The sequence below is a fragment of the Bradyrhizobium sp. SZCCHNRI1029 genome (genome assembly GCF_032487555.1).
Taxonomy (GTDB): domain Bacteria; phylum Pseudomonadota; class Alphaproteobacteria; order Rhizobiales; family Xanthobacteraceae; genus Bradyrhizobium.
On sequence record NZ_JAUEUK010000002.1, the window covers coordinates 150,286 to 172,342 of the forward strand.

15 protein-coding genes are annotated in these 22,057 nt (G+C 66.7%); 11 read left to right on the forward strand and 4 right to left on the reverse strand.

What is annotated here, in order from left to right:
• Positions 1–24: 24 nt before the first annotated feature.
• The 8 genes from QW861_RS06325 to ligA all read left to right on the forward strand — a co-directional run bounded on the left by QW861_RS06325 (position 25) and on the right by ligA (position 12,251).
• Positions 25–1,026 carry a D-alanine--D-alanine ligase gene (locus QW861_RS06325; protein WP_315752434.1) on the forward strand — a complete coding sequence of 334 codons (1,002 nt, stop codon included), beginning with the start codon at positions 25–27 and terminating at the stop codon, positions 1,024–1,026.
• 288 nt (positions 1,027–1,314) lie between these two features.
• Positions 1,315–2,364, forward strand: coding sequence for a cell division protein FtsQ/DivIB (locus QW861_RS06330; protein WP_315713430.1), 1,050 nt, complete (start codon positions 1,315–1,317; stop codon positions 2,362–2,364).
• Positions 2,361–3,680, forward strand: a complete 1,320-nt coding sequence (gene ftsA / locus QW861_RS06335; protein WP_315713429.1) for a cell division protein FtsA — start codon at positions 2,361–2,363, stop codon at positions 3,678–3,680. Before QW861_RS06330 ends, ftsA begins: the two co-directional genes overlap by 4 nt.
• Positions 3,681–3,770: 90 nt before the next feature.
• A complete protein-coding gene (ftsZ, locus tag QW861_RS06340) occupies positions 3,771–5,609 on the forward strand; it encodes a cell division protein FtsZ (protein WP_315713428.1) in 1,839 nt (612 codons plus the stop codon).
• A gap of 346 nt (positions 5,610–5,955) precedes the next feature.
• Positions 5,956–6,915 carry a UDP-3-O-acyl-N-acetylglucosamine deacetylase gene (gene lpxC, locus QW861_RS06345; RefSeq protein ID WP_315713427.1) on the forward strand — a complete coding sequence of 320 codons (960 nt, stop codon included), beginning with the start codon at positions 5,956–5,958 and terminating at the stop codon, positions 6,913–6,915.
• Positions 6,916–7,306: 391 nt separating this feature from the next.
• Positions 7,307–8,197 (forward strand): outer membrane protein assembly factor BamD, encoded by an 891-nt coding sequence (locus QW861_RS06350; protein WP_315713426.1) that lies wholly within the window; start codon positions 7,307–7,309, stop codon positions 8,195–8,197.
• 125 nt (positions 8,198–8,322) lie between these two features.
• Entirely contained in the window at positions 8,323–9,996 is a 1,674-nt protein-coding gene (recN, locus tag QW861_RS06355) for a DNA repair protein RecN (protein WP_315752435.1), read from the forward strand.
• 107 nt (positions 9,997–10,103) lie between these two features.
• Entirely contained in the window at positions 10,104–12,251 is a 2,148-nt protein-coding gene (gene ligA, locus QW861_RS06360; protein ID WP_315713424.1) for an NAD-dependent DNA ligase LigA, read from the forward strand.
• A gap of 191 nt (positions 12,252–12,442) precedes the next feature.
• Here ligA and QW861_RS06365 read toward each other — a convergent pair whose 3' ends face one another.
• Both QW861_RS06365 and QW861_RS06370 read right to left on the reverse strand, forming a co-directional pair.
• Positions 12,443–13,720 carry a multidrug effflux MFS transporter gene (locus tag QW861_RS06365; RefSeq protein ID WP_316192835.1) on the reverse strand — a complete coding sequence of 426 codons (1,278 nt, stop codon included), beginning with the start codon at positions 13,718–13,720 and terminating at the stop codon, positions 12,443–12,445.
• Positions 13,721–13,840: 120 nt separating this feature from the next.
• A complete protein-coding gene (locus QW861_RS06370; RefSeq protein WP_316192836.1) occupies positions 13,841–15,664 on the reverse strand; it encodes an aminopeptidase P family protein in 1,824 nt (607 codons plus the stop codon).
• Between the two features lie 261 nt (positions 15,665–15,925).
• Between QW861_RS06370 and QW861_RS06375 the strand changes: the two genes are divergently transcribed.
• Positions 15,926–16,108 (forward strand): hypothetical protein, encoded by a 183-nt coding sequence (locus tag QW861_RS06375; protein WP_315713421.1) that lies wholly within the window; start codon positions 15,926–15,928, stop codon positions 16,106–16,108.
• Between the two features lie 68 nt (positions 16,109–16,176).
• On the opposite strand, the gene QW861_RS06380 is transcribed toward QW861_RS06375, so the two are convergent.
• Entirely contained in the window at positions 16,177–17,073 is an 897-nt protein-coding gene (locus QW861_RS06380) for a 50S ribosomal protein L11 methyltransferase (RefSeq protein WP_316192837.1), read from the reverse strand.
• A 267-nt stretch (positions 17,074–17,340) separates the two neighbouring features.
• Here QW861_RS06380 and QW861_RS06385 point away from each other — a divergent pair, with 267 nt between their 5' ends.
• The gene (locus tag QW861_RS06385; RefSeq protein ID WP_315713419.1) at positions 17,341–17,505 is read left to right on the forward strand and encodes a Flp family type IVb pilin; all 165 of its coding nucleotides are present in this window, start codon (positions 17,341–17,343) and stop codon (positions 17,503–17,505) included.
• Between the two features lie 175 nt (positions 17,506–17,680).
• On the opposite strand, the gene QW861_RS06390 is transcribed toward QW861_RS06385, so the two are convergent.
• Entirely contained in the window at positions 17,681–19,282 is a 1,602-nt protein-coding gene (locus tag QW861_RS06390; RefSeq protein WP_315752441.1) for an NAD(P)/FAD-dependent oxidoreductase, read from the reverse strand.
• A 200-nt stretch (positions 19,283–19,482) separates the two neighbouring features.
• Here QW861_RS06390 and QW861_RS06395 point away from each other — a divergent pair, with 200 nt between their 5' ends.
• Positions 19,483–21,762: a fused MFS/spermidine synthase gene (locus QW861_RS06395; protein ID WP_315752442.1), complete on the forward strand. Its 2,280-nt coding sequence runs from the start codon at positions 19,483–19,485 to the stop codon at positions 21,760–21,762.
• The last annotated feature ends 295 nt before the right edge of the window (positions 21,763–22,057 follow it).

Genomic DNA, 22,057 nt, shown 5'->3' on the forward strand with positions numbered 1-22,057 from the left:
GTGAGATCAACCGAGAAGACATTGATGCGCACCACGATTTTGTTCGGCGGCTCCAACAAGGAGCGCCTCGTCTCGGTCGCCAGCGCCAAAGCGCTGCATGCCGCGCTGCCCGAGGCTGACCTCTGGTTCTGGGAGGCCGACGACACGGTGCATCAGGCGAGCGGCCCGGCGCTCACGGCTCATGCCAAGCCGTTCGAGGAGCCGTTCACCGCCGATGGTGAGAGTATCGGGACGCTCGCCGAGGCGCTCGATCGCGCCAGGGCCGAGGATCGGGTTCTGGTGCTCGGTCTCCACGGCGGCCGGGCGGAGAATGGCGAGCTTCAACTGATGTGCGAGCTTCGCGGCGTGCCGTTCACCGGCTCGAGCTCGGCCGCCTCGCACCTCGCCTTCGACAAGGTTGCCGCCAAGCGCTTCGCCGTGCTCGGCGGGGTCACAGCGGCCGAGGGCGTCGCGTTCGATGACGCCGAAGCGGCGCTGGCGCGCTACGGCCGGCTGATCGCCAAGCCGGTGAAGGACGGATCGAGTTTTGGGCTGATCTTCGTCAACGCCAGCCAGGACCTCGTTGCCGTCAAAGCGGCGGCCGCGACCGAGGAGTATCTGATCGAGCCGTTCGTCACCGGAACGGAAGCCACCTGCGGCGTGCTCGAACAGGTAGACGGCTCGCTGATCGCGCTGCCGCCGATCGAGATCCTCCCCGCCGACGGCGCCTTCAACTATTTCGCGAAGTACCTCGCCGCGGCGACGAAGGAGATCTGTCCCGGCCGCTTCAGTCCGGAGGTGACGGCCGCGCTGCAGACGGAGGCGATCAAGGCGCATCGCGCGCTGTCCTGCGGCGGCTATTCGCGGACCGACTTCATCGTCTCGGCCAATGGTCCCGTTTATCTCGAGACCAATACGCTGCCCGGGCTGACCGCGGCCTCGCTGTATCCCAAGGCGCTCGCGGCGCAGGGGATCGCTTTTGTCGATTTCCTCAATCAGCAGATCGCCTTGGCGGAGGGGCGCAGCCGTCGATCCGGCGTTCGGTAGACGCCCCGCAGGAACCCGGCCCGGCGTCTCCCGGTGGTTCCTGTAACCCGTAAAATGCTTAAGAATTCCGGGCAAGGTCCTCATAAATCGGAGAAAAAATTCGTCTCTCCGGACCGATTTTACTTTTTGTTTACCAGGACGTCCGAAGGTTAACGCTGGCGCCTCAGTGGTGCTCGGCTGCCGGGTCGTGACGTCACGCATCGCGACGTCACCAGCGTCCGGCCGGCCGGGAGCGCAGGCGTGGGTCCGCGAGTATCTGCGGGCGCAACAGTTTGATGAGCTCGTGCAATGGATGGTGCAGGACGCCTCGCTCGATCGCAGAGGCCTCAAGCGAACCTGAAAGCCGCTGCCCTTGGCGCGGCAATCCTGCTGCGCGAGTATGTCTCGGCCCGCCTTCCGCGTATCCGCTTCGCGCACGGCGGCACGAAGCAAGGCAGGCGGTCGAGCCGAAGAGATCTGGCGTCGATGCAGGCCGCGCGCGCGCCGATGGTCGAGCGCGAGGCGCCGCCGCGCGTGGTCGAGCTCGTCGAGCGCTATCTGCCGCGCCGGCTCGGCACCGTGGCGACCGTGGTGCTCTTGTTCGGCAGCGTCTGGCTCGGCATCGTCAAGGGCGGCCACGCCCAGGACGTCAGCGCGGCCCTGTCCGACACCCGCAATGCCCTGGCCAATGCGGCCGGCTTCCGCATCACGGCCGTGGCGATCAATGGCCGCAAGCAGCTCACCCAGGACGAGATCCTCGCCGTCGGCGGCGTCACCGGCCGCTCCTCGTTGCTGTTCCTCGATGCCGCCGCCGTGCGCGACAGGCTCAAGGCCAACCCCTGGATCGCCGACGCCACGGTGCAGAAGTTCTTTCCGAACCAGCTCCAGATCGACGTCGTCGAGCGAAAGGCGTTCGCGCTCTGGCAGCAGGAGGGCCGCCTCTCGGTCATCGCCGATGACGGCGCCGTGCTCGAGCAATATGTCTCGCGCCGTTTCCTGACCCTGCCGCTCGTGGTCGGCAAGGGAGCCGAAAGCCGGGCGCGTGATTTCCTGGCGCTGCTCGCCCGCTACCCGCAGGTGCGCGCGGTTACCAAGGCCGCCGTGTTCGTCGGCGAGCGTCGCTGGAACCTGCGGACCAAGGACGGCCTCGATATTCGCCTGCCCGAGCACGATGTCGGTAATGCGCTCGCGACCCTGACCCAGCTCGACCAGGACGACAAGCTGTTCTCGCGCGACATCGTCGCCATCGACTTGCGGCTGTCGGACCGGCTGACGGTGCAACTGTCCGAGGACGCAGCGAAGGCGCACGACGAGCTGTTCAAGGACAAGAAGTCCAAGAAGAAGGCCGGTGACGCATGACCGGCTTCGATCGCCAGACTCCGAAGACGCGCCCGATGGGCCAGAAGCGCACCGCGCTTGTGGCCTCTCTCGATGTCGGCACCAGCAAGATCGCCTGCATGATCGCGCGGCTGAAGCCGGCGCCGCCCAGCGACGCGCTGCGCGGCCGCACCCACACGGTCGAGCTGATCGGCTACAGCCAGATCCAGTCGCGCGGCGTCAAGGCCGGCGCCGTCGTCGATCCCGTCGAATGCGAGCAGGCCGTGCGGCAGGCGGTCGCGCTGGCCGAGCGCATGGCCAAGGTGCGGGTCGAGTCCGTGCTGCTGCCGGTCGCCGGCGGCCGCGTCATGGGCCATCTGATCGAGGCCACCTCGGACATTCGCGGCGGCGCCGTGACCCAGGCCGATGTCAGCCGCGTGACCTCAACCGGCATGCACCACGCCACCGGCGACGGGCGCGCGGTGCTGCATGCCTTGCCCGTCGGCTACACGCTCGATGGCGTGAAGGGCATCCGCGACCCCCGCGGCATGCTGGCGCGGCAGTTCGGCGTCGACATGAACGTGGTCACGACCGACGCCACCGTGGCCAAGAACCTGATGCTCGTGGTGGAGCGTTGCCATCTCAACGTCGAGGCCATGGCGGCAAGCCCGTATGTTGCCGGGTTGTCGGTGCTGACCGACGACGAGGCCGATCTCGGCGCGGCGGTGGTCGAAATGGGGGCCGGCACCACGACGATCGCGATCTATTCCGGCGGCCGCTTCGTCCATGCCTCCGGTTTTGCGCTCGGCGGGCATCACGTGACCATGGATCTTGCGCGCGGACTATCAGCGTGCATTGCAGATGCCGAGCGAATCAAGACGTTATATGGCACGGTGCTGACTGGCGGGTCCGACGCGCGTGAGTTGATGTCTGTTCCGACGGCCGGTGACAACGAGCGGGATGTTCCGCAGATCGTGTCCCGCGCCACCATCGCGAACATCGTCAGGCACCGCGCAGAGGAGATTTTTGAAATGGTCCGCGACCGGCTGAAGGATTCGCCCTTTGCGGCAGAACCCAAGGCGCGCGTCGTCCTTAGCGGAGGCGCCTCCCAGCTGACGGGGCTGGTCGAGCTTGCGACCCGGATCCTCGACCGCCCGGTGCGCGTCGGCCGTCCGCTCGGTTTCGGCCGTCTCCCCAACGAGGCCAAGAACGCCGCCTTCGCGGTGCCCACCGGGCTTCTGGTCTATCCGCAATACGCGCACCTGGAACACGTCGAACCGCGGCATACGCGGCAGGTCGGGACAGGAACCGACGGCTACTTCGGAAAGGTCGGACGATGGCTACGCGAGGGCTTCTGATGACCGGTTTCCACCCCATGCGATTTTCAACAACACCAACCGCGGCCGGCGGCCGGGGCGAACCCACCCGCGCGTGATCGAGAGGCAATCATGGCACTCACTATTACCCCTCCTGATATCCACGAGCTGAAGCCCCGGATCACCGTGTTCGGTGTCGGTGGCGCGGGCGGCAACGCCGTCAACAACATGATCACGGCCGGCCTGCAGGGGGTGGACTTCGTGGTCGCCAATACCGACGCGCAGGCGCTGACCATGTCCAAGGCTCAGCGCATCATCCAGATGGGCACGCAGGTGACCCAAGGCCTCGGCGCCGGCTCGCAGCCGGACGTCGGCGCCGCCGCCGCGCAGGAGGTGATCGACGAGATCCGCGATCATCTCTCGGGCGCCAACATGGTGTTCGTGACCGCCGGCATGGGTGGCGGAACGGGCACCGGTGCAGCTCCGGTCATTGCCAAGACCGCGCGCGAGATGAACATTCTCACCGTGGGCGTCGTCACCAAGCCGTTCCACTTCGAGGGCGCGCGCCGCATGCGCACCGCGGAGTCGGGCATCTCCGAGCTGCACAAGGTCGTCGACACGCTGCTGATCATCCCGAACCAGAACCTGTTCCGGGTCGCCAACGAGAAGACCACCTTCGCCGACGCCTTCGCGATGGCCGACCAGGTGCTCTATTCCGGCGTCGCCTGCATCACCGACCTGATGGTCAAGGAAGGCCTGATCAACCTCGACTTCGCCGACGTCCGCGCTGTCATGCGTGAGATGGGCAAGGCGATGATGGGCACCGGCGAAGCCTCCGGCGACAAGCGCGCGCTCACCGCCGCCGAAGCCGCCATCGCCAACCCGCTGATCGACGATTCGTCGATGAAGGGCGCGCGCGGCCTCCTGATCTCGATCACCGGCGGCAAGGATCTCACGCTGTTCGAGGTCGACGAAGCTGCGACCCGTATCCGCGAGGAGGTCGACCAGGACGCCAACATCATCGTCGGCGCCACCTTCGACGAATCGCTCGACGGGCTGATTCGGGTCTCGGTGGTCGCGACCGGCATCGAGCAGGCGCAGTTCAACCGGAACGTCACGACCTCACAGCCGGCGGCGGCTGTCGCTCCGATTGCCGCCGCCCCGACCGCTGCCGCGGGTCTCCCTGAAAGCCGCCTCGCCGATCTGACTGCGCGCCTGCGCGCCGACAATCAGCGCCTGGCTGAACGCGCCGCCAAGCTCGAGCAGCAGGCGTCGCAGGCTCCGGCCGTCGCCGCCGCGGCGCCCGCGCCGATGGCGCCTGCGCCGCGTCCGGCGCCGAATCTTGAGCGCGACACGCTGGCCGCCGTTGCGGCCGCAATGGCAAGCGAGCCGGCGCCCTCGGCTGCTCCGGCGCCGGCAGCCTCTTATGGCGACGTGACGGTCCGCCCGATTGCGCAGAAGCCGTCGCTGTTCCCGGAGCCCGAGGCGCAGCGCGCGGCTCCGATCGAGCCGGCGGCCCCGCCCGAGACCTTCATTCCCCAGGCCGCTGAGCGGGTTCCGGTCCGCGCGCCGCGCATGCCCAAGTTCGAGGACCTGCCGATGCCGGCCCAGGCCGAGATCCGTCAGGCGAGGGGCGACGAGGGCGACGAGCATCCGCAGAAGACCCGAATGTCGCTGCTGCAGCGTCTCGCCAATGTCGGTCTCGGCCGCCGGGACGAGGACGCCGAGCCGCCGCTGCCGGTGCGGACCGCGGGTCCTGCCATGCCGCAGATGCCGCCCCTGCCGGAACGTAAGCCGCAGCGGAACGTTGCTCAGCAGGTTGCGAGCCACGAATCGCCGGTCTCGGAATATGCCCGCCGTCCCGCGCCGCAGGGGCTGGACGTCCATGGCCGTCCTGCGCCTGTGTCCCCGGCGCCACAGGGAGACGACCATTTGGATATCCCGGCCTTCCTCCGCCGGCAGGCAACCTGAGAATTGTTACAGCCCTGATGGTGCTGAACAGGCCCGGCTCGCGAGAGCCGGGCCTTTTCCATGGGCCGCTGGGGCTCCGTGATTTCCGCTCAACTAACTGATTTTAAATGATTAATTATTCTTTCGGTGTTTAGATCGGGAACCGGGAGGGTTAAGGCCTCGTTCCAGTTTGGTTAAGGGTTGGCGCGAATACGGCAGAGATGGGGTAACAATCCGTAAAGAAGCGTGAGTTGGCGCTCTTTGGGGCTCTCGTTAAGTTCTGCCGTGACTTGGGGATGCCTGAAAGTGAGTCGGTTCGCGAGGGGCGGGCTGACGAGGGATCAGGCGGGGTCTTGGGCGATCGTCGATGAAATTCAGCCGGCAAACAACGCTTCGTTCGCAAGCCACCGTCACCGGTGTAGGCGTCCACTCTGGCGCGCCTGTCAGCCTGACGATCGGGCCTGCGCCGATCGATGCGGGGATCGTGTTCCTCCGCACCGGCCTCGATGGCGCCGACCGCGAGGTCCAGGCGTCCTTCGGCTCGGTGATCGCCACCGAGTTGGCGACGGTGCTCGGTGACCGCAACGGTCCGCTGGTGTCCACCGCCGAGCATGTTCTCGCCGCGCTGCGCGGCATGGGTGTCGACAATGCGCTCATCGAGGTCGATGGCCCCGAGGTTCCGATCATGGATGGCAGTGCGGCACCGTTCGTCGCTGCCATCGACCAGGCCGGGATCGTCAATCAGTCGGCTCCGCGGCGCTACATTCAGGTGCTCAAGCCGGTCCAGGTGACCATCGGCGCCTCCACGGGCGAGCTGCGTCCCAACAGCTCCGGCTTCTGGGTCGAAGCCGAAATCGATTTCACCAACCCCGTGATCGGTCGCCAAGCCTATCATTTCGAGCTCAGCCCCGAGCGCTTCCGCCGCGAGATCGCCCGCGCCCGCACCTTCGGCTGCATGAGCGACGTGTCGCGGCTGTGGAGCGCCGGCTTCGCGCTCGGCTCGTCCTTCGACAACACGCTTGTGTTCGACGAGGACCGCCTGCTCAATCCCGAAGGTCTGCGCTACGCCGACGAATGCGCCCGCCACAAGGTGCTGGATGCGATCGGCGATCTGGCGCTGGCCGGCCTGCCGATGCTCGGAACCTATCGTTCGGTCCGTGGCGGTCACAAGCTCAACCATGCGGTGCTGACTGCTCTGATGGCGGATCGCACGGCTTGGCGGATCGTCGAAGGCGAGACCGTGCGGCGTCCCCGCGTGGCCGCGGAGGTCGTTGGCGGCATGGTCGGTGGCATGGTTGCGCCGGCCTACGGCCCGGACGTGTCCTGAGCGTCGTCCTGCCGCTCGGCTGATCCGTCGACGGGGTTGCGCGACGCGCGACATTGCCGGGAGCTTTGCTTTCGACTTCGTTCAGATTTTTCCGGCTGCTTTTTTGTCAATGTTTGTTACTGGCCACGTCTTCTCCGTGGCTGGATCATCGGCATTTCGATGTTTTCCAACGGCTTCTTCAGCGGTAACCATGATGCGTGGCGGCAGCCTCGGTGTTGCCTTAATCCGGGCGGATTGGCTTCCTATGCGGTTGGTCGATGAAGTGTTTTCGGCTAGAGAGGCCGGGGCCGCGTGATGCGTGCCACCGGCGGGGCTCTTCCTTCGCGGTCATGAAGCGACCTTCATGGTGCACGGCGTAGATCAGATCACAGGCATCGGGTTCCAAAGAAGCATGTCGATACAGCGTCTCACGCGCGACCTCCGTCATCCCGCAGCAAGCATCGGCCGGCTCCGGCTCGCCGCGTCGCTGATCCTGCTGGCGCTGCCGTTGAGCGGCTGCGGCACCGGCGGACTCTGGGACAAGTTCCTCGCCAAGGACGACACCTTCGTCGATGAGCCCGCGGACAAGCTCTACAATGAGGGCTTGTACCTGATGAACGAGAAGAAGGACGTCAAAGGCGCGACCAAGAAGTTCGAGGAGGTCGACCGTCAGCATCCTTATTCCGACTGGGCCCGCAAATCGCTGCTGATGTCGGCCTACGCCTCCTATCAGGCCGGCGACTACGACGGCTGCATCGGCGCCGCCACCCGCTACGTGACCCTGCACCCGGGCAGCCCGGACGCGGCCTATGCGCAATACCTGATTGCTGCCTCGCATTACGACCAGATCCCGGACATCAGCCGCGACCAGGGCCGGACCGAGAAGGCCATCGCCTCCCTCGAAGAGGTGGTGCGTAAATATCCGACCTCCGAATACGCCACCAATGCCAAGGCCAAGATGGAGGGCGCCCGCGACCAGCTCGCCGGCAAGGAAATGGATGTCGGCCGCTATTACATGCAGAAGCGCGACTACACGGCCGCCATCAACCGCTTCAAGGCGGTGGTGACGCAGTATCAGACCACGCGGCACGTCGAGGAAGCGCTGTATCGCCTGACCGAGGCCTACATGACGATCGGCATCGTCGGCGAGGCCCAGACCGCGGCGGCCGTGCTCGGGCACAATTTCCCCGACAGCAAGTGGTACAAGGACGCCTACAATCTCGTGAAGTCGGGCGGCGTCGAGCCCGAGGAGAACAAGGGCTCCTACATCTCGCGCGCCTTCAAGAAGCTCGGCCTGGGCTGAGCAATCGGCCGGATCGCTCGTTTGATCTTGCTTTGTTCTATATTCTTGTTTTGTTCTCTATTTGCTGCTAGCATCGAGTCGTTCGCTCAGGGGCGTTCCGCCCCGTTACGAAGGACTTCGGTTCCATGCTGGCGCGACTGTCGATCCGTGACATCGTCCTGATCGAACGACTCGATCTCGAATTCTCCCATGGACTTGCGGTGCTGACCGGCGAGACCGGTGCCGGCAAGTCGATCCTGCTGGACGCCTTCGCTCTCGCGCTCGGCGGTCGCGGCGACGCCAGCTTGGTGCGCCACGGGGCCGACCAGGGGCAGGTCACGGCCGTGTTCGAGATCGGCAAGGATCATCCCGCGGCCAGGATCCTCGCCGCCAACGGCCTGGATGCCAATGGCGAGATGATCCTGCGCCGCGTCCAGTTCGGCGATGGCCGCACCCGCGCCTTCATCAACGACCAGTCGGTCAGCGTGCAGACGCTGAAAGCGATCGGCGCCACCCTGGTCGAGATCCATGGCCAGCATGATGAGCGTGCGCTGGTCGATGCCGCCACCCACCGCCGGCTGCTGGATGCCTTTGCGGGCCTGGAGAAGGACGTCGCCGCGGTCGAGGCCCTCTGGGCGGCCCGCCGGACCGCGGTCACGGCGCTCGACGAGCACCGGGCGGGCATGGAGCGCGCGGCCCGCGAGGCCGACTATCTGCGGCATGCCTCGGACGAGCTGAAGAAGCTGGCGCCGAAGGAGGGCGAGGAGACGCAGCTCGCCGCCCGCCGCACGGCCATGATGCAGGGCGAGAAGATCGCAGGCGATCTGCGCGACGCGCAGGATGCGGTCAGCGGCAACCAGTCGCCGATCGCCGCGCTGGCCGCGGCCGTTCGCCGGCTGGAGCGACGCGCGGTCAGCTCGCCCGCGCTGGTCGATCCGGCGGTGAAGGCGATCGATTCGGCGATCAACGCCCTGGAGGAGGCCGATCAGCATCTGACGGTGGCGCTCGCGGCCACCGATTTCGATCCGCTGGAGCTGGAGCGCATCGAGGAGCGGCTGTTCGCGCTGCGCGCGGCTGCGCGCAAATATTCGACGCCGGTGGATGGGCTGGCGGCCTTGGCTGCCAAATATGCCGCGGATGTCGTCCTGATCGATGCCGGCGCCGAGCAGTTGAAGAAGCTGGAGGCGGCGGCGGCAACAGCCGATGCGCGCTATGCCGCGGCGGCGGCCAAGCTGTCGGCAGCGCGGACCAAGTCGGCGGACAAGCTGAACCGGGCCGTCCATGCCGAGCTCGCCCCGCTCAAGCTGGAGCGCGCCAAGTTCATGACCCAGGTCGACAGCGATGCCGAGACGCCGGGGCCGGAGGGCATCGACCGTGTCGAGTTCTGGGTCCAGACCAATCCGGGCACGCGGCCGGGCCCGATGATGAAGGTCGCCTCGGGCGGCGAGCTGTCGCGGTTCCTGCTGGCGCTCAAGGTCGTGCTGTCCGACCGCGGCTCGGCGCCGACCTTGGTGTTCGACGAGATCGACACGGGCGTGGGCGGCGCGGTCGCGGATGCCATCGGCGCCCGGCTGGCGCGGCTCGCGCACGGGGTTCAGGTGATGGCCGTGACCCATGCGCCGCAGGTCGCGGCCAGGGCGGACCAGCATCTCCTGATTTCCAAGGATGCGCTGGATCGCGGCAAGCGTGTCGTCACCCGGGTCAACACGCTCGCCACCCTGCACCGCCGCGAGGAGATCGCCCGCATGCTGGCCGGCGCCGAGGTCACCGCCGAAGCCCGCGCCGCCGCCGACCGGCTGCTGGAGGCTGCGGCGGCGTAGCTGGAAACGGAGCGGGCCGAACGCTTTGGCTCCGGCGTGCGCATTGTGTACACCGTCGTTTCGGAACGGCCTCCGGGCCGTCCCGCAACGACGAGCAGATCATACGCATGCCCAAGACAGCAAAACCGAAGCAGCCCGTCGACGTTGCCGATCTCACCAAGGCCCAGGCCAAGGTGGAATGGAAACGGCTGGCGCTGGAGCTCGAGACCCACGACAGGCTCTATTATCAGGATGACGCGCCGAAGATCTCGGACGCCGCCTATGACGAGCTGCGTCGCCGCTTCAATGCGATCGAGAAGCGTTTCCCTGAGCTCGTCAGCAGCGAGTCTCCGTCGCAGAAGGTCGGCGCGGCGCCCTCCGGCCGGTTCAAGAAAGTGCGGCACGCGGTGCCGATGCTGTCGCTCGACAACGCCTTCGCCGAGGAGGACGTGCGCGACTTCGTCGGCCGCATTGCGCGCTTCCTCAAGCTTGCCGACGATCGCATCGATTTCTCGGCCGAGCCGAAGATCGACGGGCTGTCGATGTCGCTGCGCTACGAGGGCGGCGAGCTGGTCACCGCCGCGACGCGTGGTGACGGCGCCGAGGGGGAGGACGTTACCGCCAACATCCGCACCCTGAAGGACGTGCCGCACAAGCTGCACGGCCGCAACCTGCCCGACATCTGCGAAGTGCGCGGCGAGGTCTACATGACCAAGCAGGCCTTCCTCGCGCTCAACGAGCGCCAGAAGGAAGCGGGCGACACCATCTTCGCCAACCCGCGCAACTCCGCCGCAGGCTCGCTGCGGCAGAAGGATCCGGCCATCACCGCCTCGCGTCCCCTCGGCTTCTTCGCCTATGCCTGGGGTGAAATGAGCGCGATGCCGGCGGAGACGCAGAGCGGCATGATCAAATGGTTCGAGCGCTGCGGCTTCACGACCAATCCGCTCACCAGGCTCTGCCACTCGGTGGAGGAACTGATCGCGTTCCATCGTCACATCGAGGAGCAGCGTGCCGAGCTCGACTACGACATCGACGGCGTCGTCTACAAGGTCGATCGCATCGACTGGCAGGAGCGGCTCGGCTTCGTGTCACGCACGCCGCGTTGGGGCATCGCGCACAAGTTTCCGGCCGAGCGCGCCATGACCGTGCTCAAGGACATCGAGATCCAGGTCGGCCGCACCGGCTCGTTCACGCCGGTCGGCAAGCTTGAGCCGGTCGGTGTCGGCGGCGTCATCGTGCAGAACGTGACGCTGCACAATGAGGACTACATCAAGGGGATCGGCAACAAGGGCGAGGTTCTGCGCGAGGGCCGCGACATCCGGATCGGCGACACCGTCGTGATCCAGCGCGCTGGCGACGTCATCCCACAGGTGGTCGACGTCCTCATCGACAAGCGGCCGAAGAACGCCAAGGAATTCCATTTCCCCAAGACGTGCCCGTGCCCGCTGCATACCGACGTCGTGCGGGAGGAGATTGCGACCGGCGAGGAGGGCTCGCGCGCCCGCTGCACCGGCGAGTTCGCCTGTCCGTTCCAGAAGATCGAGCACCTCAAGCTGTTCGCCTCGCGCCGCGCTTTCGACATCGACGGCCTGGGCGAGAAGCAGATCCAATTCTTCTTCGACCAGGGCTGGGTCAAGGAGCCCGCCGACATCTTCACGCTGGCCGCGCGCAACGCCAAGCTGAAGCTCGAGGAGATTGAGGGCTATGGCGAGACCTCGGTGCGCAATCTCTTCAATGCCATCGACGCCCGGCGCGAGATCGCGCTGGAGCGCTTCATCTTTGCGCTCGGCATGCGCCATGTCGGCGAGACCACGGCGCTGGCGTTGGCGCGGGGCTACGGCTCCTGGGATGCGTTCCACGAAGCCTGTCTCAAGGTCGCCAACGGCGACGAGGAGGCGATCGCGGAGATGGATGCGCTCGACCAGATCGGCGACACCGTGATCAAGAGCGTCGCCGCCTATTTCGGCGAGGACCATAATCGCGGCATCGTCGAGCGGCTGACGAAAGAGGTGAAGATCCTCGACGCGGAGAAGCCGAAGCGCAATTCGCCGATCGCGACCAAGACCGTGGTGTTCACCGGCACGCTGGAAAAGATGACGCGCGATGAAGCCAAGGCGACCGCCGAGCGGCTCGGCGCGAAAGTCTCGGGCTCGGTGTCGAAGAAGACGGACTACGTCGTCGCCGGTCCCGGCGCGGGATCAAAGCTGAAGGACGCGCAGAAGCACGGCGTGCAGGTGCTCACCGAGGACGAGTGGCTGCAGCTGATCGGGGAGTAGCAGCTCCGCGGTGTCGGTGCGACAGACGCTGGATGCGCCCTAACAATTGTCATCATCCGCGAAAGCGGATGATCCAGTATTCCAGAGGCATTTGTCATGGAGCCAGGACGCTTCGGCCTGCTGGTTACCCGCCTGCGCGGGGTATGACGCCGACAGTGACGCGCGGTCGTGCAGTCGCTCACGCACCTCCCTCACATTACCCCGGCTTCGTCCTCTTCCGCCGTCTCGATCAGCTCCTTCGTCACCTTCATCTGCGTGCGCGGGACCAGGAAGATCATGCTGCAGGCGCAGGCGAGGGACAGGGTGAGCATCGCTGATGTCAGCGGCAGCGTGCTGCTGAAATGGCCGCCGAGCCAGGCGCCGAGCTGCGACGTCAGCGCGCCCACGCCCATCTGCAGGAAGCCCATCGCGCCGGAGGCGGTGCCGGCCGCGCCCGGCCGGACGCTGATGGCGCCGGCGGCGGAGTTCGCCATCACGGCGGCATTGGCGAACATCAGCAGCATCTGCGTGCCGAACAGCACCGAAGGCACCTGGTTGAAGCCGAACAGGCTCCACGTGAAGTTCAGCGCGGCGCTGGTGAGCTGCAGCCCCAGTCCGAACCAGATCAGCCGATCGAGCGAATGGCGCGGCGCGTAGCGCACGCAGAACAGGTTGCCGACGAAATAGGCGAAGCCCGTGGTCGCAAACCACGCGCCATACTCCGCCGATGAGCGGCCCATCTGCACCTCGACGATATACGGCCCGCCGCCGGCGAAGGCGAAGATGATCTGCGAGGCCAGCACCTGGCACAGCATGTAGCCGAGGAAGGCGCGGCTCTTCACCAGCATGGCGACGTCGCGGCGGAAGCTCGCGCCTTCGATGCGGGCAGGGCGGGTCTCCGGCAGCGCCATGGTCACGGCGATCGCGATCACGATCGACAGCGCGGCGACGACATAGAAGATGGCGTGCCAGCCGAACGCGATCTCGATCAGGCCGCCGGTCAGCGGCGACAGCATCTGCGCGATCATCATCACCGCGACGACGAGGCTGATCATCGCGCCGATGCGCTCGCGCGGATAGAGATCGCGGATGATGGCGCGGCTGATCACCATGCCGCTGGCGCCGCCGAGCGCCTGGAAGAAGCGCGCCGCGATCAGCTGGGGCAGGGTGTCGGCGAAGATGCAGCTGACGCTCGCGACGATCGAGAGCGCGAGCCCTGCGAGCATCACGGGGCGGCGGCCGAAGCGGTCCGACAGCGGCCCGAGCAGCAGCTGCGAGATCGCGATGCCGGCCATGTAGAACGACACCGTCATCTGCACGACGGAGGCGTCGCGCCCGAACGTGGTCGCGAGCAGCGGCAGGGCCGGCACCAGCAGGTAAAGCGAGATAGGCGCCAGCCCGGTCATCACGACCAGCAGGACCAGCAGCGTGCGCGAGGGGACGGCGCGCGGTGGCGCCGCCCCGGGCGGTCTGCTGATCATTCCATGCATGCTGCCGCTCAAATCGGGTGAACGCCCTGACTGTAGCGGCCTTCCGCTTCGCGGAAATGCCTGTTTCGGCATGCGCCCATGCGGGCAGCGGGACAGTTCGTAGCTGGACAGTCCGGATGACTACAGTGGCGCAGTCGCCTGATCGAGCCAGCGCTGGTCGCTGTCGTCGAGCGCTGCACGGACGGTTTCCCTGACCCGGGCATGATAGGCGTCGAGCCACGCCCGTTCCTCGGCGGTCAGCATGACGACATCGATCAGGCGGCGGTCGATCGGCGCCAGGGTCAGCGCCTCGAAGCCGTTCATCGGCTTTTCCGCGCCTGCGACGTCCTTCGCCACAACGAGCTCAAGGTTCTCGATGCGGATGCCGAAGGCGTCGGTCTTGTAGTAGCCGGGCTCGTTGGACAGGATCATGCCGCGCTTCAGCGGTGTCGTGCCGAGCTTCGAGATGCGCGCGGGTCCCTCGTGCACGGACAGATAGCTGCCGACGCCGTGGCCGGTCCCGTGCTCGAAATCGATGCCCGCCTGCCACAGGAACTGCCGCGCCAAGGTGTCGAGCTGCGCACCGGTGGTGCCGTCGGGGAAGATCGCGCGTGCGATCGCGAGGTGGCCGCGCAGCACGCGGGTGAAGCGGTCGCGCATCTCCGCGGTCGGCGCGCCCACGGCGATCGTGCGGGTGACGTCAGTGGTGCCGTCCTGATATTGCGCGCCGGAATCGATCAGCAGCAGATCGCCCGGCATGATGCGGCGGTTGCTCTTGCGGGTGACGCGATAATGCACGATCGCGCCGTTCGGACCGGTGCCCGAGATGGTCGGGAACGACACGTCCTTGAGCGCGCCGGTGTCGCGGCGAAAGCTCTCCAGCGCCTCGACCGCATCGATCTCGGTCAACGTGCCCTTCGGCGCCTCGCGATCGATGAAGGCGAGAAAGTGCGCCAGCGCGACCGCATCGCGCTGATGGGCGCGCCGCGTGCCCTCGATCTCCACCGCGTTCTTGGCGGCCTTGAGCAGGCTGACCGGATCGGCGCCGCGCACCGCCTTGCCGCCGGCGCCCTGGATCAGCCGCGTCAGGGCATCGGCGGCCGTGGCGCTGTCGAGCGCGACGGCTGCGCCGGATTGTGCGAGCTCGCTCAGGCGCAGTGTCAGCGTGTCCGGCTCCGCCACACCAGCGCTCTGCTCGAGATGATCGCGCGTCAGGTTCGAGAGCTTGCGGGAATCGATGAAGATCGTCGGACGTCCGGCCTTGGGCACCAGCGCATAGGACAGCGGCAGCGGCGTGTGCGAGACGTCGGCGCCGCGGATGTTGAAGGTCCAGGCGACGTTGTGGGAATCGGACAGCACCAGCGCCTCGACCCCGAGGCGCTCGATCTCCTGGCGGATCCGGCCGAGCTTGTCCGCCTCGCTCTCGCCGGACAATTCCGCGCCGTGGATGGAGACGGCGCCGAGCGGCGGCAGCGGCCGTTCGGTCCAGATGCTGTCGACCGGGTTGCGCTCGACCGGCACCAGCTCCGCGCCCGCCTTGGCGCAAGCGGCGGCCAGACGTTCGGCCGCGGCCGTCGTATGCAGCCACGGATCGAAGCCGACGCGGTCACCGCTCTGCAGGTGTCTCGTCAGCCAACTCTCGGGCGGCGGCTCGATCAGCGATTCCACCATCCAGGCCTTGCCGTCGACCTGCTTGCCGGCCTGCAGCGTATAGCGGCCGTCGACGAATATCGCGGCTGCCTGCGGCAGCACGATCGCGAGGCCGGCCGAGCCGGTGAAGCCGGTCAGCCATGCCAGCCTTTCCTCCGATGGCGGCACATATTCGTTCTGCTGCTGGTCGGCGCGAGGCACGATGAATCCGGTGAGCTTGCGGCTGGCCAGCTCTTCGCGGAGCGCGGCCAGCCGCGCGGTCAGCGCCACGCCGGTTTCGGGTTCTTCGAACGTCTGGAACAGAGCTTCGAACATCGGTCTCATACTTTAGAAGTGGATCCTGCCGCAGAAGTGGATCTTGCCGCGTCGGCGACGAATACTCCTTCAGCCGACAGTGCAGTGCACGAAGAATCTCCTTGCATTCGCCTGTGCAAAAAGATTTGCTGTCGCATGCCAGTCATCCGAAAGAGGTGCGGCGAGGAAACGTATGGACGTGACGACCGCGATCGTAAAGATCATCCGCGGTCGGTCGCATGATCCGGGGAGTGCCTCAACTCAACGGCGAGGGGATGCACGATGCCTGCTTTTACCTTCGAAAAACTATCGGCGCCCGCGCCAAGCGGACCGGCGTCCGCACCGGCCGAGAAGCCGCGCAGCGCGCTGGCCGATCTCGTCAATCGTCTCGTTGCGCCGCGCGGTCGACGTGCCTCGCGTAATCAGTCCGACTCCACCTCCCAGCAGAGCCAGCCGAAGACGTAGTCGCGAGCTTGCCGCACCAGCGTGAAGGTTAGCGTGCAGGTTCGATCCACGCCGCGAGCTGATCCGCCTTACTGCTGCTTCTGCAGCAAGAGGCTGCTCCACCCCTCGATTCTCAAATGCCGGATCGGAACCAGGCCGCGAGCACGATAGGCGGCGCGGACGGCGCGTGCCTGCGGGGTCAACAGGCCCGACAGGATCACGAAGGCTCCAGGCGCGAGGTGGCGCAGCATCGGCGCGGCCAGCTGGCGCAGCGGGTTGGCCAGGATATTCGCCAGCACCAGGTCGAACGGGCCGCACCGGGCAAAGTCCGGGGCGGCGAAGCCGGTGGCGCGGATGACCCGGACCAGGGGGCCTGCGCCGTTGAGCCGGGCGTTCTCCCGCGCCACCATGACCGAGGGCGCATCGATGTCGCTCGCCAGCACGGACCGGTGCGTCGCCTTGGCGGCGGCGATGGCGAGCACGCCGGTTCCGGTGCCGAGGTCGAGCACCCGTCGCGGCGCGCGCGTCTTGAGCACGTGATCGAGCAGCAGCAGGCAGCCGCGGGTGGTGCCGTGGTGGCCGGTGCCGAAGGCGAGCGCCGCCTCGATCTCGATCCCGAGCTTGTTGGCGGGCACCCGCTGCCGGTCATGGCTGCCATGGACCATGAAGCGGCCGGCCGGCACCGGAACGAGGTCGTCCAGGCTGGCCTTGACCCAGTCCTTGGCCTCGACGACCTCGAACGCCAGGGTCTGGGCCACGTCGGAGCCTGCCGCCCCGCCGACCAACTCGCGCACCAGCGCCTGGTCGGGCGGGTCGGCAAAATGAACCGTGACGTCCCAGCGCCCGTCCGGACGCTCGAACGCCGCCACCGCCGCGTCGCCCTCGAAGAACACCTCGGTCAGGACGTCGACCGCCGGGCGGGCGGTCGCTTCATCGGCAACCGTGAAGCTGGCCTTGTGGGTGGCGGGCGTGGTCGTTGAGGTCATCAAGGTGGATCCTGGCGAGATTTGACGGCGTGGTTAAGGGAACTGCCTGCCAACGCAAGCGATAGGGCCGCAATGCGGCCGGATCTGCACATCCGGCGGTTGTATAATGCCTTTCCTGATCCGAATAAAAGTTGAGGTTCAATTGCAGCGAAGAATCTCTGCAACTTGAACTGGGGGCATTATCCCGACTTTAGGGTCCTGGCCCCTAATTTTCCCGTCATGGGAACCGGATGATCCTCGGTTCCTGGGTTGGGAAACGAGGTTCAGATGAAGTCCATTCTGTCGAAGTTCTTGCGTGATGAATCCGGCGCCACCGCCATCGAATACGGCCTGATTGCAGCGGGCATCTCGCTGGCGATCATTGCCGCCGTCAACGGCCTGGGCAGCTCGCTCAGCAGCAAGTTCGAATCGATCAACACGTCGCTGAAGTAATCCGACCGCCGCGGCGTCCTCGAAGAACCGGGCCTCAGCGCCCGGTTTTTCTGCTCTTGAGAGGGCGTATCGAACGCCGGGTCCACAGCATATCCACACGGCCGTGCACTGCTTCTTTGGCGGTTGATCCACCGCTTGTCCACACGGGTGTGCCGCGCCTTTCCACCCCTTATCCTCAGCCGAACAAAGCGCGATGGTCCGCCAGGATCGCCTGGGCCGCATTGTGGCCGGGGGCGCCGGTGACGCCGCCACCGGGATGGCTGCCCGAGCCGCAATGGTAGAGCCCCTTCAGCGGCGAGCGATAGTCGGCGTGACCGAGCATGGGGCGGGCCGAGAACAACTGGTTCAAGGTCAGCGCGCCGTGGAAGATGTCGCCACCGATCAGCCCGAACTGGCGTTCGAGGTCGAGCGGTGACAGCACCTGCCGGCCGAGCACGCTGGCCGCAAAGCCCGGCGCATAGCGGTCGACGGTCGCGATCATCAGGTCGGCGACCTCGTCGCGATGATTGTCCCAGGAGCGGCCGTCCGGCAGCTCGGGTGCGACATGCTGGCAGAACAGGCTGGCGACGTGCCGGCCCGCGGGCGCGAGCGTCGGGTCGAGCGTGGAGGGGATCAGCAGTTCGACCACGGGATCGCGGCTCCAGCCATGCGCCCGCGCGTCGAGATAGGCCTGGTCCATGTAGCCGAGGCTCGGGCCAAGGATGGTTCCCGCGGACAGATGGTCGCCTTCGCCCGGCAGCGCGCTGAACGAGGGCAGCCGGTCGAGCGCCACGTTCATGCGGAACGTGCCCGAACCGCAGCGCCAGTTTCGGATGCGGCTCAGGAACGGCTCGGGCACGGCACCGGCGGGCACCAGGCGCGTATACAGCAGCTTCGGGTTCACGTTGGCGACGACATGGCGGGCCCGGATGGTGCGGCCATCCTCGAGCACGATGCCGACCGCGCGGTCGCGCTCGACGATCACCTCGCGCACGCCGGCCTCGACCTCGACCAGCGTTCCCTGTTCTTTCAGGCACCCGGCCATCGCCTGCGTGATCGCGCCCATCCCGCCGATCGCATGGCCCCAGACGCCCTTCTTGCCGTTCACCTCGCCGAAGGCGTGATGCAGCATCACATAGGCCGAGCCGGCAGCGTAGGGGCTGGCATAGTTGCCCACGATGGCGTCGAAGCCGAACAGCGCCTTCACCAGGTCGGTCTCGAAGATCTCGTCGAGCATCTCGCCGGCCGAGCGCGTGAAAAGGTCGAGCAGGTCGCGCTGCTGCTCCAGCGACAGTGCGCGCAGGGTGTTGGCGGTGCCGAGCGCGTTGAACGCCTCGCGGATCGCCGACAGCCCGAACTGGGCGACCAGATTCGGTGGCGCCCGCAGCACGAGGCTGCGCAGCACATCCGCGATCGCCTCGAGCCGTGCCGAGAACGGGCCGATCGCGTCGGCGTCGCGCTGGCTCAGCCGCGCAACCGAAGCCAGCGTGCGGCCCTCGCCCGTCAGCAGATAGCGACCGTCCGGCGAGGGCAGGAAGTTCTGCGCCCGGCGCTCGACGATCTCGAGCCCGTGCTCGAGCAGCTTCAGGTCGGAGATGACGCGCGGATTGAGCAGGCTCACGGTGTAGGACGCGACGGAGTTGCGGAAGCCCGGATGAAACTCCTCGGTCACCGCAGCGCCGCCGACCACCTTGCGACGCTCGACCACATGCACCCGCAGGCCCGCCATGGCGAGGTAGGCCGCACAGGTCAGGCCGTTGTGGCCCGCGCCGATGATGATGACGTCGGTTTCATTCATGTCAGCTTCAAGAAGCCCTGTTTAATGGCCCGCACCGGGAACCTCGGCTGGTGCTGTCGCGCCGGACGGCTGCGACGTCAAGGAAAACTCCATTTTGCCTCAGCTCCTCGCCATACCGCCCTGCGATCCGCTATGTCTCGTCTGCTCATCGCGGTCCGGCCTCGGCATCTGATGCCGGCCGCGCTGCTGCCGGAGTTGTCATGACCTCAATCGCCTCGCCCGCCGCCGTCGCTCAGCCCTCCGCCGCACGCAACCGGCTGGTGCTCGTCGTCTATACCGCCGCCATTTTCGTCAGCGCGCTGCTGTTGTTCTCGGTGCAGCCGCTGTTCACCAAGATGGTGCTGCCGCGACTCGGCGGCTCGCCGGCGGTGTGGTCGGTGGCGATGGTGTTCTTCCAGACCCTGCTGCTGGCGGGCTACGCCTATGCGCATTTTCTCACCCAGCTGCGCAGCCGGGTGCTGCCGATCGCGATTCATCTGCTGCTGCTCGGTTTCGCCATCCTGGGCTTGCCGCTGTCGATCGCGAGTAGCTGGGGCGATCCGCCGACCTCGGGCTACGGGCTGTGGCTGCTCGGCCTGTTCACCGTGTCGATCGGCCTGCCGTTCTTCGCGCTCGCCGCCAACAATCCGCTGCTGCAGGCGTGGTTCGTGCGCACGGGTCATCCGGCCGCGCCCGACCCGTATTTCCTCTATGCGTCGTCGAACATCGGCAGCTTTCTGGCGCTGCTGTCCTATCCTCTGCTGATCGAGCCGATCTTCAGCCTGCGCATGCAGAACCTGATCTGGACCGGTGGCTATGGCCTCCTGATCGCGCTGATCGCCGGCTGCGGCGTCCTGCTGCTGCGGTCGCCCGTGATCGTGACGAGCCTGCTGCAGACCGAGGAGAGCCATGCGCCGGCGCCACGCTGGCTGCTGCGCCTGCGCTGGATCTTCCTGGCCGCAGTGCCCTCCGGCCTGCTGATCGCGGTGACCGCGCACATCTCCACCGACGTCGCGGCCGCCCCCTTGCTATGGGTGCTGCCGCTGTCGCTCTATCTGCTGACCTGGGTGCTGGTGTTCCAGTCGCGGCCGCTGCTGCCGCACAAATGGATGCTGGCGCTGCAGCCGCTGGCGATCGCCGGCGTCGTCGTGCTGCTCGCTTTTGGCGGCGAGCAGAATCTCGCGCTCACGCTCGGCGGTCACCAGCTCTGCTTCTTCATCATCGCCATGGCCTGCCATGGTGAGCTCGCGCGCACGCGCCCGCCGGCCAAATATCTCACCGGCTTCTATGTCGCGCTGTCGTTCGGTGGCATGGTCGGCGGCCTGTTCGCCGGCTTGATCGCCCCCTTCACCTTCTCATGGGTTGCCGAATATCCGATCCTGCTGGCGCTGGCGGCGCTGTGCCGGCCCGCGGCCAACGAGCGCTTGCCCGGGATCACGCGCTGGTATTGGCTCCCGCTCGCGGTCATCGCCGTCGCGCTGCTGGTGCCCGCCGGCATGACCGGCAAGGTCACGACCTATCTCGAGGACCACCGCGTCTATGTCGCGGGCGCCGCGGGCGTGCTCGCAGCGCTGCTCGCTCTGCTGCTGAACGGTGGCCGCTGGAAGGTGTTCGCGACGGCCGCGCTCGCGCTCGTCCTGATCCGCGCCTATCCGGCCGATGACGGCCGCGTCGAGACGGTGCGCAGCTTCTTCGGCGTGCACAAGATCGTGGTGACATCGGACGGGCACTACCACGTGCTGATGCACGGCACGACCATTCACGGCGCGCAGAAATATCTCAACGCCGATGGCTCCAAGGTGACGGGGCGGCCCGAGCCGATCACCTACTATCACAAGGACGGCGGCATCGGCCGCGCCATCACCGCGATCCGGGAGCGCAAGGGCGCGCCGCTCAAGGTCGCCGTCATCGGCGTCGGCGCCGGCACGCTCACATGCGCAGCCGAGCCTGGCGAGAGCTGGAAATTCTTCGAGATCGATCAGACCATGGTCGACACCGCCAGCGACACGAAATATTTCAGCTACATCAGGAACTGCGCGCCGGACATCAAGCCCGTCATCGGCGATGCCCGGCTGACCTTTGCCAAGGAGCCGGACGGCGCCTACGATCTGATCATCGTCGACGCCTATTCCTCGGATGCGATTCCGATCCATCTGGCGACGGAGGAGGCGATGGCGATCTACAAGGCGAAGCTGGCGCCGCAGGGCGCTGTTGTGATGCATGTCTCCAATCGGCATCTGGAGCTGGAGAGCGTCGTTGTCGGCATCGCCGACGCCAACGACCTGAAGAGCTGGGTCTACAACGAGGACTCCGGCCGCGACGACGAGTACATCTTCTCCACCGACGTCGTCATCAGCGCGCGCGAGGACGCCGACGTCGGCAAGCTCGCCTCCTCGGACAAGTGGACCGAAACTGAGCCGACCGACGGCGAACGGGTCTGGACCGACGATTATTCGAACATTCTCGGCGCCGTGTATCGGCGGCTTCGCGACGGCGAGTAACAGGGCACTGCCGCCGTTCGACGTCGCCGGGCTTGGATCGCCGTGATGATGGCGTCTGCGCCCAAAGAGGTGCGCGCCTCGTCAGCGGCGGGCCTCGGTTGCATTGCCGCATCGATTTCTCGAGCGTCTGATCGCCGACTTTGCTGTACCGCATCGCAAAACGCAGTGGTTTCGCGCTTTCTGCGCGGGCCTCTGTTGCGTGCCCGTCATGACCATGCTACCTTGAGGTGCGCCCCTCATTTGAGGTCGGTACTTTGCGCGTCTTCGAATGGGTGGGTTGGGGCACGCACGCGCA